General features: G+C 63.2%; 12 protein-coding genes and 1 pseudogene. 3 read left to right on the top strand and 10 right to left on the bottom strand.

The annotated features are described in order from the left end of the window. Window positions 1-67: 67 nt before the first annotated feature. The 9 genes and pseudogenes from AB0I57_RS05285 to AB0I57_RS05245 form a co-directional block, all read right to left on the bottom strand. Window positions 68-250 (bottom strand): rubredoxin, encoded by a 183-nt coding sequence (locus AB0I57_RS05285; RefSeq protein ID WP_358330809.1) that lies wholly within the window; start codon window positions 248-250, stop codon window positions 68-70. Beyond that, window positions 247-432: a rubredoxin gene (locus tag AB0I57_RS05280; protein WP_358330806.1), complete on the bottom strand. Its 186-nt coding sequence runs from the start codon at window positions 430-432 to the stop codon at window positions 247-249. The genes AB0I57_RS05285 and AB0I57_RS05280 overlap by 4 nt, the downstream gene beginning before the upstream one ends. Then, a complete protein-coding gene (locus AB0I57_RS05275; protein ID WP_358330803.1) occupies window positions 429-1,652 on the bottom strand; it encodes an alkane 1-monooxygenase in 1,224 nt (407 codons plus the stop codon). Before AB0I57_RS05275 ends, AB0I57_RS05280 begins: the two co-directional genes overlap by 4 nt. Window positions 1,653-1,831: 179 nt before the next feature. Then, entirely contained in the window at window positions 1,832-3,328 is a 1,497-nt protein-coding gene (locus AB0I57_RS05270; RefSeq protein WP_358330800.1) for an amino acid permease, read from the bottom strand. Window positions 3,329-3,356: 28 nt separating this feature from the next. Continuing rightward, window positions 3,357-4,108: pseudogene (locus AB0I57_RS05265) on the bottom strand (cation transporter). A gap of 74 nt (window positions 4,109-4,182) precedes the next feature. Then, window positions 4,183-5,415: a mannose-6-phosphate isomerase, class I gene (gene manA, locus AB0I57_RS05260; protein WP_358330797.1), complete on the bottom strand. Its 1,233-nt coding sequence runs from the start codon at window positions 5,413-5,415 to the stop codon at window positions 4,183-4,185. Further along, complete coding sequence (locus tag AB0I57_RS05255; RefSeq protein WP_358330794.1) at window positions 5,415-6,491, bottom strand: tobH protein; 1,077 nt, start codon at window positions 6,489-6,491, stop codon at window positions 5,415-5,417. The genes manA and AB0I57_RS05255 overlap by 1 nt, the downstream gene beginning before the upstream one ends. A 111-nt stretch (window positions 6,492-6,602) precedes the next feature. Beyond that, window positions 6,603-7,970: a phosphomannomutase/phosphoglucomutase gene (locus tag AB0I57_RS05250; protein WP_358330791.1), complete on the bottom strand. Its 1,368-nt coding sequence runs from the start codon at window positions 7,968-7,970 to the stop codon at window positions 6,603-6,605. 102 nt (window positions 7,971-8,072) lie between these two features. Continuing rightward, window positions 8,073-8,468, bottom strand: coding sequence for a DUF3499 domain-containing protein (locus AB0I57_RS05245; RefSeq protein ID WP_358330788.1), 396 nt, complete (start codon window positions 8,466-8,468; stop codon window positions 8,073-8,075). 80 nt (window positions 8,469-8,548) lie between these two features. Here AB0I57_RS05245 and AB0I57_RS05240 point away from each other — a divergent pair, with 80 nt between their 5' ends. After that, the gene (locus AB0I57_RS05240) at window positions 8,549-9,040 is read left to right on the top strand and encodes a metallopeptidase family protein (protein WP_358330785.1); all 492 of its coding nucleotides are present in this window, start codon (window positions 8,549-8,551) and stop codon (window positions 9,038-9,040) included. Here AB0I57_RS05240 and AB0I57_RS05235 read toward each other — a convergent pair whose 3' ends face one another. Then, entirely contained in the window at window positions 9,041-9,304 is a 264-nt protein-coding gene (locus tag AB0I57_RS05235; protein WP_358333171.1) for a WhiB family transcriptional regulator, read from the bottom strand. Between the two features lie 497 nt (window positions 9,305-9,801). On the opposite strand from AB0I57_RS05235, the gene cofD reads away from it, so the two are divergent. Both cofD and AB0I57_RS05225 read left to right on the top strand, forming a co-directional pair. Next, on the top strand, window positions 9,802-10,815 hold the full coding sequence (gene cofD, locus AB0I57_RS05230) for a 2-phospho-L-lactate transferase (RefSeq protein WP_358330783.1): 1,014 nt from the start codon (window positions 9,802-9,804) through the stop codon (window positions 10,813-10,815). Next, window positions 10,812-12,176 carry a coenzyme F420-0:L-glutamate ligase gene (locus tag AB0I57_RS05225; protein WP_358330780.1) on the top strand — a complete coding sequence of 455 codons (1,365 nt, stop codon included), beginning with the start codon at window positions 10,812-10,814 and terminating at the stop codon, window positions 12,174-12,176. The genes cofD and AB0I57_RS05225 overlap by 4 nt, the downstream gene beginning before the upstream one ends. Window positions 12,177-12,178 lie beyond the last annotated feature (2 nt).

Below are 12,178 nucleotides of genomic sequence, written 5' to 3'. Positions count from 1 at the left end.
ACACTAGCGTCCATCGCCGCGGCCGTGCTCGACCGGCACGGTCGCGGCGTGCGGCGTCGTCCGAATGTCAGTTCCGCTCTACTTCGACCATGAAGAAGTCCGCTTTCGCGGCGCCGCAATCCGGGCAGCTCCAGTCGTCGGGGATGTCTTCCCAACGCGTTCCGGGTTCGATGCCCTCCTCCGGCCATCCCAGTTTCTCGTCGTACTCGAATCCGCACTGAACGCATTGATAGAGCTTGTACTCAGTCATGGAACTTCTCCTCGTATCGTGACCACCGGCTCGAAGTCGAGCTTCTCCCGCACCCCGCAGTCCGGACAACACCAGTCCTCGGGTACCGAACCCCACTGCGTGCCAGCCGGAAACCCTTCCCGAGGCGCACCCACCGCCTCGTCGTAGACGTAGTCGCACACCGGACAGCGGTACGCGCTCACTGCGGCACCCCGTACTTCGCGAGCACTTTCCCACGCTTGGAAGGCTGAATGTTGACCCGCCTGATGTCGCCGTCGTAGTGCGCGAGCACACGACGGTCCATCACCCTTCGCCACAAGGGCGGAAAATAGGCGAGCGCGATCATGCTGCCGTAGCCACTCGGCAGGTTGGGGGCACCGTCCATGCTCCGCAACGTCTGGTAGCGCCTAGTCGGGTTGGCATGGTGATCGCTGTGCCGTTGCAGGTGAAACAGGGCCACGTTGCTTACGACATGGTCGCTGTTCCAGCTGTGTTCCGGGGTGCACCGCTCGTAGCGGCCACTCGCCGTCTTCTGCCTCAGCAATCCATAGTGCTCGAGGTAATTGACGGCCTCGAGCAAGCAAAACCCGAACACCGCCTGAATCGCCAGATACGGCACGACCCCGATCCCGAAGACTGCAACGAGTGCGCCGAACAGAACGACTGACATCAGCCAGGCGTTCAGGACGTCGTTGTGAATCGTCCACGGACGCTTGCCGAGCCGTTCCAGCCGTGCCTTCTCGAGACGCCAGGACGAAGCGAAGCTGCCCCACACACTCCGTGGCAGGAACGCCCACAGCGTTTCCCCGAAACGGGCACTCGCGGGATCCTCGGGCGTCGCGACCCTGACGTGGTGGCCCCGGTTGTGTTCGATGTAGAAGTGACCGTAAAACGACTGCGCCAGAGCGATTTTAGAGAGCCATCGCTCCAGTTCATCCTTCTTGTGCCCAAGCTCGTGCGCGGCGTTGATCCCGATTCCCGCAACACATCCGACAGTGATGGCAAGCCCGATCTCGGAGGCAGCACCGAGGCCGCCGTCGATGCCCAACCAGCCCAGATCCGTTGCGGACCAGAGATAGCAGGCCATCACCAGACTGAGGATCTGGAGCGGGATGTACGTGTAGACCCAATACCGGTAATACTTGTCGTTCTCGAGCCTCTCCATCACCTCGTCGGGTGGATTGTCTCCGTCAGGGCCGAAGAAGACGTCCACAAGCGGGAGCAGCACGTAGATCAAGATCGGGCCGATCCACCACCACACCGGGGCAACGGCACCGAGTCCGATGCGCTCGAACACCCACACCATGCCGATCGCGACAAACACCGCCGTGGGCGGATTCAGGCCCAGTGGCCACAGGTACCGCTTCTTGTCCCGCCACTGTTCGACCGGTGCCGGCGACTCCGGTTGCAGGTGCATCGACATTCGCCCCTCCATCACATCAGATCATGTGAGTAACCTCACCATCGGATTGGACACTACCCCTAGTTTCGTTCTTTGGATAGACAACATTGCATCTCTTGTAAACCAGTGGAGGTTGGAACGGCTGCGCTGGCGAGAACGTAGATGGTTCGTGGAGTGGACGGGAACGACAGGAGGGAAAATCAGAGCTTGACGCTGCTACGTCGCTCCATCACCGAGTGCCTGCGACTGTAGGTGAAGTAGATGACCATTCCGAGTGCCAACCACACCACGAATCTGATCCAGGTCTCGACGGACAGGTTGAGCATCAACCAGAGGCACGCAACGACCGCGAGAACCGGCACCAACGGCACCAACGGCACACGGAATCCGCGAGGCAGATCGGGGCGGGTACGGCGCAGAACCACCACGCCGATCGACACAAGCGTGAACGCGAACAGCGTTCCTATGTTCACCATTTCCTCGAGGGTGCCGATAGGGAAGACACCCGCAAGCACGGCCATCACGACGCCGACGAGCACCGTGGTCCGAACGGGTGTGCCGCGCTTGCCGGTGGCTGCCAACCACTGCGGCAACAGACCGTCCCGAGACATGGCAAAGATGATGCGGCTACCGCCGAAAAAGATAACGATCAGTCCAGTGGTCAAGCCGGCCAGCGCACCGTACGAAATCAGGTACTTCATCCAGGTGATTCCGCGGATGTCGAACGCAGTAGCCAAAGTGGAGGTGTCTCCGGCCAATTCGCGATAACTGACCATGCCCGTGACCACCAGCGTCACCGCTACGTACAGAACCGTGACGATGGCCAGCGAGCCGAGAATCCCTCTAGGCAGTGATTTCTGCGGATTCTTCGCTTCTTCGGCGGTAGTGGCCACGACGTCGAAACCGAGAAACGCAAAGAACACCAGGCCGGCGGCCGCGAGCAGTCCGTACCAGCCGAACTGGCTGTTGCCCGCTCCGGTAAGGAAGGAAAACAAGGACTCGCTGACGCCCGCCGAAGAGCTGTCTTCTACAGGCGGCGGAATGAACGGGGAGTAGTTGGCCGGGATGATGTAGAACGCGCCGACCACAACTACAACCACCACGACGGATATCTTGATCGTGGTGATGACCAGCGCGACCCGTGAAGAAAGTTTGGTACCCCTGATGAGTAGCACCGCGATGATCGCAGCAATCAAGATCGCACCCCAATCGATCTGGAACGAGTCGATCGTGATCCGCGCATCGAGTCCGATCACCTCGCCGAGATAGAGAGACCAGGCCTTTGCCACGACCGACGCCCCCAGTGCGAGCTCGAGCATGAGGTCCCAGCCGATGATCCAAGCAACAAGCTCACCGAACGTCGCGTACGAGAACGTGTAGGCACTCCCGGCCACTGGAACCGTCGAGGCGAACTCGGCGTAGCATAACGCGGCCAGCAAACACGTGATGGCGGCGAGGACGAACGCCAGCGACACCGCTGGACCCGCTACGTTTCCTGCCGTGGTCGCAGTGAGCGTGAAGATTCCGACTCCGACGATGAGGGCGACGCCGAGTACGGTGAGATCCCATGCCGTCAGTTCCTTGCGGAGCTTGGTATCCGGTTTCTCAGTATCTCGAATCAACTGCTCGATCGACTTGGTGCGGAACAATCCGGTCGACCTGCCACCGACCTCGCCACCTGTGTTCTGGGTGACCACATCAGCCTCCTCACCAGTCGCGTCCAGCCTATGCCTGTCTCGACCGGAAGAGATCGGGCTCGAGGTAGATGCGGCTAGCTGCAGGGACTGCTCCACGGACCCGCGCCTCGGCATCGTCGATCGCGGCCGCCACGGCGCCGATGTCCGATCCGGGCGCCACCGCAACTTTCGCAGCTACGAGAATCTCGTCCGGCCCGAGGTACTGGGTCTTGCAGTGAATGACACATTCGATCTTCTCGCCGTCGACGAGGGCGGCGAGGATGCGCACCTCCTCGTCTGCGGTGGCTCCTTCGCCGATCAGCAAACTCTGCATTTCGACTATCAGAATGATCGCGATGATTCCGAGCAGGGCACCACTGCAGAGTGTGCCGATGCCGTCCCATACGGGATCGCCGGTAAGCATCGTCAATCCGACACCACCGAGGGCGAGAACGAGACCGACCAGGGCACCGTGAGTTGCTCGGGGTGTTGGACCTTGCGGAAGCCCTCGTAGACCGCGAACAACGAACCGAGACTGAACAACACGAGCGCGACGACGAACGAATAGAAGTAGCGGCTTCGCCCGTAACCGAACTGATGCAAGTCGTCCGCGGCACGTTCGGACTTCTTGTGGCCGAGCAGGAGCAAGCCCTGGTTCGAGGTGTCGGCCACCGAGTGCACCGATTCCGCCAACATCGATGACGAGCCTGTGATCAAGAATCCGCCGAATTTGGCGACCGCGATACCCGCGTTGGCACCGAGTGCGGCGAGAATCGACTTCTTTCCGCTATGAGCCGCCAACGTGACTCCCTCTCGATCAACGATCGGGCAGAACCCTGAAGCGACGAAGGTTCCCGTCGCAGGGCACTCACAGGCTACGCGATCTGTACGCCCACTCCCGCGCTGAACAATTGTGCGCGGTCGGTTATGGCCGTCACCTCAACCGCCGGGTCCTCTGCCGCGACCCATGCGGCGTTCCCCTGGGAAAGCTCGAGGGAATCGGACCCACAGTGGAGCTTCACCGATCCCGAGGTGCACAAGAGGATGTGCGGTCCTTCCGAATCGAGATGGTGCTCTGATAGACCCTCCGACGACAGGTCGATTCGCATGAGCGCGAATTCCTGCGCGGGAGTGGAGTACACGAATTCCCCGCGAGGACCGATCTGTTCCGCCTCGACGACGGGGATGTCGACGGTGTCGAAGTCGAGGACCCGCAGCAACTCCGGAACGTCCACATGCTTCGGTGTAAGCCCCCCGCGTAGCACATTGTCGGAGTTCGCCATCACCTCGACGGCCATACCGTGCAGATATGCGTGCAGATTGCCCGCGTTCAGATACAGTCCCTGCCCGGGTTCGAGCGTGACCCTGTGTAGCAGCAGCGCGGCCAGCACTCCGGCGTCACCGGGATACACCTCGCTCAGCTCGAGCGCAGTTCGGACCTCGGCCGCGAACTCCCCGTCCTTTGTGTTCGACAGATAGTTGATACACCCCTCGAGCACCCGCGGCATCAACGCGCCGAGCACGGGCTGCGGCAGCGTGATCCACGTGGTGAACAGCGCCCGCAGTCCGTCGGAGTCCGGCTGCCCGGCAATCAGCCCTGCGTACGGCTGTAGCTCCGGCACAGCAAGAGCTTCGAGCAACTTGACGGTGCGCTGCGGGTCCCGGAACCCGGCAAGTGCCTGGAACCTGCTGAGCGCCACGACGAGCTCGGGTTTGTGACTGGCATCCTTGTAGTTGCGAATCGGGGACTCGACCGGAATCCCCGCATCGTTCTCCCGGCAGAATCCCTCGCGTGCCTGCTCTGCACTCGGGTGCGCCTGCAACGACAGTGGCTCCTCCGAGGCGAGCAACTTCAGCAGAAACGGTAGGCGTTTACCGAAAGTCTCCACACTCCGCGTGCCGAGTTGGCGTTCGGGCTCCGAGTCGACCAACTCGAGAAGCGACATGGGCCCCTTGTCTGTGAGGACCCGGGCAGGGTCGCCCGGGTGGGCGCCCAACCAGAGCTCCGCCTCCGGATGTGCCGTCGGGGCCGGGAGTCCGCGCAGCTGTGCGATTGCCGTACGCGACCCCCACGCGTAGGACCGGAGTGCACCCTCGAGACGGTGCACTAGATACCTCCGATCAGCTGGAGATACGCAGCCGTCATGTCCAGCCGGCCCACGAGAACCACCGCCTGCTCGAGTTCGGGACGCACTGCTGTGATCGATTCCTCGTCGGACGATGCGAGTACGAGATCGACGTCTCCCAGGACGACGGTCTTGCGTTCGGTGGCCAATCGGTCCACCTCCGCGGTCATGACGAACGTGCGCACCGGGCTGACGGCAGACGGGCCGTCCAATTCGGGATCGTGGAAGATCGAATCGTGCTGCATGTGCGACTGGGCGCGAAATACTCCCGCCGAGCTCAGCACGTCAGACAATTCCGAAGCTGTCGTCACGCGGCCTGCGTGAAGTAGCGCCTCCGCACCATGGCGGGCAATCTCCACCCCGCTCGCCGTGTCGCCCGTGAGTACGATCCGTCGACCCAGCATTCGCGAAGCGAGGGACTTCGCCGGATTGTGGAACACCTCACCACCCGGCCTGTCGCGTAGCGCCTCGGCGTCGGCGGCATCGGCCAGTTGTTCGAGGTCTGGCACTTCGTCTCGCCATTGTTCGGAACCGACTGCCCGCAGAACTGCGAGTAGGACCGCGAAGTACCTCAGCAGGCCGTGCCGTCTGAGTACCTGAACCCGCGGCGCGAACATCGCCACGCGTCCAGCCGCCGCCGACCGGAGCGGCCCCTCGTCCGGTGCGGCCACCACCACTTCGGCGCCGCGCCTGACGGCCGTGTCGACCGCCTCCACCAACTGAGGGTCACCCGGGTCGTCTCCCGCCACCACGACTATGTCGAGCGGGCCAACCCACAAAGGGGTGCCGGGCGCGCGCAGCAGCGGGAACCCAATTCGTTCCGCGATTACGGCCGTGAGGATGGCAGCTCCACGGCCGGCACGGCCGGCACCTGTCACTACCACCACACTGCGAGGCCGTAATCCCTGCAGGCGGTCGAGGACCCCGTCCTCCATCGCCGACCTGGTGGCCCGGATCTGGGCGCCCCCCATCGCTGCGGAACGCAGAACCCCCTCGGTATCGGCTGCGACGAGTGCGTCTCCATCGTCGAGGTCGAACAGGGGCGTCGGTGCTGTCATGCCACCGCACCCTCTTTCTTCTTCCATGCCGGCCACATACAGTGCCAGCCACATACAGTGCCGGCCACACTCACGGTGTGCGCCGGAATCTCTTGCTACCAACTATGGCAGTCAGGCCCGGACGATACCCAATATCTCGGTAACGAGTGCGTCTACGTCTGCCGCCGTACGCGCCTCCACGTTCAGTCGTAGCAGAGGTTCGGTGTTAGAGGCCCGCAGGTTGAACCAGGCTGCGTCCTTCATCTCCACCGTGACGCCGTCGAGTCGATCCACATCGGTGGCGCGGTCGGCGAAGGCCGACACGACGGCTGCTGTTCGTTCAGTAGCGTCCGCGACCGTCGAATTGATCTCCCCCGACGCCGCGTACCGCTGGTATTTCGCCATCATCACAGACAGCGGCTGATCCTGCTCACCCAGCGCCGCGAGAACGTGTAGAGCAGCGAGCATGCCCGAGTCTGCGCCCCAGAAGTCGCGGAAGTAGTAGTGCGCGGAGTGCTCGCCTCCGAAGATTGCCCCGGTTTCTGCCATCTGCTGCTTGATGAACGAATGTCCCACCCGCGTACGCACCGGGCGTCCACCCAGCTCGGTCACCAGCTCCGGAACCGAGCGAGAGGTTATGAGGTTGTAGATGACGGCCGCGCCCGGCTCCTTCGCCAGCTCTCGTGAAGCGACGAGGGCCGTCACAGCAGACGGCGAAACCGGGTTGCCGAGCTCGTCGACCACGAAGCAACGGTCAGCGTCTCCGTCGAAGGCTAGACCGATGTCGGCCTTCGTCTCGCGCACGAAGCGTTGCAGATCAACGAGATTTGCCGGATCGAGTGGATTGGCCTCATGGTTGGGAAACGTGCCATCGAGTTCGAAATACAGCGGTTCGAGGTCGACCGGCATCGGACCGAACACCGCAGGCACGGTGTGACCGCCCATTCCGTTGCCTGCGTCGACGGCGACCTTCAGCCGACGTCGGCCGGACAAATTCACCAGACCCCGGACGAAGGCTGCATACTGCTCGAGAACGTCCTCCTCGTGTACCGTGCCGGGAGCACCGCCGTACACGGGCACCCCGTCGATAACTTCGGCAGCCACCGCCTTCAGGCCCGTTTCCTGACCCACCGGCTTGGCGCCGGCCCGACACAACTTGATGCCGTTGTATTCCGCGGGGTTGTGGCTCGCGGTGAACATGGCGCCCGGACAATCGAACAATCCCGACGCGAAGTACAGCTGATCGGTAGATGCCAGCCCGATGAAAACGACATCGAGGCCCTGCGCGGTCACACCCTCTGCGAAGGCTCGTGCCAGCCCGGGGGACGAGGCACGCATGTCGTGACCGATAACCACCCTCTCGGCCTTCTCCTCCCGGACGAGCCGCGCGAATGCCCCGCCGACGTCCTGCACGAACGCAACATCGATGAGTTCACCGACGACGCCCCGCACGTCGTAGGCCTTGATTGCGGCATGGACGGACTCGGCTGATCGCGCCACTTCTGCATTCTCCTTTACGAGCACCAGTGCTGGCGCAAGCCTAATACCTGGGCTCCGCAATCACGGAATGCCACAACAGAGCCCCGCCGACGGTCGAGAGTCTCAGTTCGAAGGGTCCGGAAGTACGCGCAGATGACCACGGCGGCCAGTCCGCATCGGCCCGGGCCGAGTGCCGGTCGCACCACGATCCTCGCTGGGCGAGGCGCCATCGCAGCGCCCACGATCGCCGAGACCCGCTTCCCGTACGGCTTCCGCCAAGGCGGTCAAGTCGTCCTCGTCCGGAGTGCTCGACGAAAACCCGCCCTCGTATCGAACCAGTTCCCACCCTTTGGGTGCGGTGATCCGCGATGCATGCCTTTCACAAAGATCCCACGAATGCGGTTCCTCGACGGTGGCGAGGGGGCCGACGACAGCTGTGGAATCCGAGTAAACGTACGTAAGCGTGGCGACAGCGGGGTTCTTACACCCGGGCCTGCAGCACCTACGCAGAGATCTCACAGCTAGGGAGCCTAACCCCACGACGCTCTGGCACCTACTCGGACACACCGAAAGCGCTCAGCTGTCGTAATGTCGCCTTCATGGCGAGAGCACGACGCAGGCGTCCCGTGACCACCCGATCCGTCGATCGTCGGGGGCGTGGAATCCGCGGTTCCGTGTTCCCACCGGACGCGCCGGCACGTCGAAGCCGAGCCGAAAAGTTCGACCTCGTGGTCCTCGACGCCTTCGCGCCGATCGATGCACTGTGGCGCGAACGCCTGACGAAGCTCGACATCGCCGTGGACGATGTGCCGAAAATTCACGCTTTGGATCCTGATTCTGTGAACTGGCCGGTCGAAGTCGTCGCAGACGGTCCCGTGCCGCTGTCGCGGCTGATACCGGCCGGCGTCGACCGACACGGTGCCACGACGCGGGCCCGGATCGTACTGTTCCGTCGACCGTTGGAACAGCGCGCCAAGGGCGCTGACAAACTAACCGACTTGGTGCACGACGTCCTGGTACAGCAGGTGAGCACCTACCTCGAGGTCGAACCCGAGGTCATCGACCCGGACATGCCGTCGGATGAAGAATGACTAGACGATCCCCCGCTTGAGCCGCCGGCGCTCACGCTCCGACATGCCGCCCCAGATGCCGAACCGTTCGTCGTTGGCCAGCGCGTACTCGAGGCATTCATCCCGCACTTCGCAGCCCAAGCAGATTCGCTTGGCTTCCCTTGTGGAGCCGCCCTTTTCCGGAAAGAACGCCTCGGGGTCGGTCTGCGCACAAAGTGCACGTTCCTGCCACTGGTCCTCGATGCTGTCGAACAGTTCGTCCAAGCCGCTCACCAGACTCAGCATCGGGCGGGCGTCTTTTGTCTCTACCTTCTGGGTATCCGCTTTCTGAGCGATAGGTTCCCGCACAGGAAGTTGGGTCACACTGCCTTCCTGACCACTACCCTGTGGCGCCCAGACTTCTCGAGCGCAGACGCCACTTGCTGCACCTGCTTCGGAAATGGTCTGCGGCTGTTTGCTTACTGTGCTCCAGCGAGTCTCTGACCCGAACTGCTCATTGGGCATCGCTCCGCCTCCCCTCACCTGTGATAGCGCAGAAAATTTCGATTGATCACGTACCCCGAACCGAACATTCCTGCCATTCCTTCGAACAAAGATTCGAAGTGAGTCCGCTGCAAGTGATCCCACCCCCACAACGTCAGAATGACATATTTGTGATTAGACACGTCCAGCGTGTCGCGGTCAAGCGGAATGGAGAAAGTCGATTAGTATTTCGCGCCCCGAATTCAGAGTCAAGGAAGCAGCCCACAGCGAGCCTTCGGCCACCGCCTAGGCTTTGTACCGTGAATGTGACTGTATTGGTTGGCGGCGTCGGCGGAGCCCGATTCCTGCAAGGTGTTCTCAGGCTTCTCGGTACCGATGCGGTGCATCAAGTCGACACCGATGCGGTGCATCAAGTCGACACCGATGCGGGGCATCGCATCACGGCGGTCGTCAATGTCGGTGACGACGTGTGGATGCACGGACTCCGCATCTGCCCTGACCTCGATACCTGCATGTACACACTCGGCGGGGGTATCGACACCGAGCGTGGCTGGGGCCACAAGGGCGAAACGTGGAGTGCCAAAGAGGAACTCGCCGCCTACGGCGCGAAGCCCGACTGGTTCGGGCTGGGCGATCGCGATATCGCCACACATCTGATCCGGACGCAGATGCTGCGCGCGGGCTTTCCGCTGTCGGCGGTCACCGAGGCACTGTGCAACCGATGGCAACCAGGTGTCACCCTGCTGCCGGTTACCGACGACCGCAGTGAAACTCACGTCGTGATCACCGATCCTGAAGACGGCGAGCAGCGCGCGATCCACTTTCAGGAATGGTGGGTACGGCACCGTGCCCAGGTGCCGACACACAGTTTCGCGAACATCGGTGCCGATCAGGCCGCGCCGGCACCAGGGGTGCTCGAGGCTGTCGAGTCCGCAGACATCGTCCTACTCGCCCCGTCGAATCCCGTCGTCAGCATCGGTGCAATCTTGGCCGTTCCCGGCATCCGTGGCGCACTGCGCACAACAGCAGCGAAGGTCGTCGGCATATCGCCCATAATCGGCGGAAGGCCGTTGCGCGGCATGGCCGACGAGTGCCTGGACGTCATTGGCGTCGAGACGTCCGCCGAGGCGATCGGGCTCCATTACGGGGCGCGCAGTGCGACCGGAATCCTCGATGGCTGGCTCATACACGACACCGATACCGCCGAGGTTCCCGGTGTGAACGTCCGAAGCGTGCCAATCGTCATGTCCGACCCCGACGTAACGGCCGAGATGGTCCGTGCCGCTTTCGATGTGGCGGGGGTTGCGTTGTGACCGAACCAACCCGACCACGGCCGATCGACCACGCACCAGGCCGCTCGATCGAGATCCTGCCCGTCGCGGGTCTGCCCGAGTTCCGGCCTGGCGACGATCTGAGCGCCGCGATCGTCGAGGCTGCGCCGTGGCTCCGGGACGGCGACATCCTCGTGGTCACCAGCAAAGTGGTCTCGAAGGTCGAAGGCAGGATCGTGTCCTCCCCCACTGATCCTGACGAGCGCGACGCCACCCGCCGCCGTCTCGTCGAGCAGGAAGCCGTCCGTGTCCTGGCGCAGAAGGGCAGGACACTCATCACCGAGAACCGCCTCGGGATCGTGCAGGCAGCGTCAGGCATCGACGGGTCGAACGTCGACGGTTCCGAATTGGCACTGCTACCCGAGGACCCGGATTCGAGCGCACGCACGCTCCGTGACGAGATCTCAGCGGTGCTCGGCGTGAGTGTGGCCGTCGTGATCACCGACACCATGGGTCGCGCTTGGCGCAATGGCCAGATCGACGCCGCCATCGGCGCAGCCGGCCTTCCAGTCCTGCACGCCTACGCGGGTGCACGCGACGGCCAAGGCAATGAACTATTCGTAACCGAGGTTGCGGTCGCCGATGAGGTCGCCGCCGCAGGCGACCTTGCGAAGGGCAAACTCGGTGGAGTGCCGGTCGCGGTGGTACGCGGCCTCGAATTCGTTGACGACCGTTCGAGCGCACAGGATCTCATCCGCCGCGGGTCCGAAGACCTGTTCTGGCTCGGCACCGCCGAATCCCTCGAACGTGGCCGGTCCGAAGCACTCCTGCTGCGGCGCTCGATCCGCCAGTTCTCCGACGAGCAGGTGGATCCCGACGCGATTCGCGCATCCATCTCGCAGGCACTCACCGCCCCGGCGCCGCACCACACCCGTCCCGTCCGCTTCGTGTGGGTCCGAACCCGCGACGTCCGTAACGACCTGCTGGCCCGGATGCGCGAACAGTGGCGGGCGGACCTCGCGTCCGACGGCCTGAGCTCCAGTGCGATCGAGGCGCGAGTGGCCCGCGGGAACATCCTCGTCGACGCGCCAGAGGTGATAATTCCGTTCTGTGTTCCCGACGGCGCCCACACATACCCCGACACGCGCAGGCAAGCCGCGGAATCGACGATGTTCACGGTGGCAGTGGGCGCGGCCGTACAGGGACTGCTGGTTTCGTTGGCCACCAAAGGAATTGGTAGTTGCTGGATCGGGTCGACGATCTTCGCCCCCGATGTCGTGCGCGACGCGCTCGACTTGCCTGCCGACTGGCAACCCCTCGGCGCCATCGCAGTCGGCCACCCCGTCGACTCACTCTCACCCCGAGCTGCCGTCGATCCCGGTGATGCCCTGATCGAGAGATGACC

This window comes from Rhodococcus sp. NPDC049939 (genome assembly GCF_040656415.1).
In the GTDB taxonomy this organism is placed as follows: Bacteria; Actinomycetota; Actinomycetes; order Mycobacteriales; family Mycobacteriaceae; genus Rhodococcus_F.
This window is presented reverse-complemented; position numbering and strand designations above follow the sequence as displayed.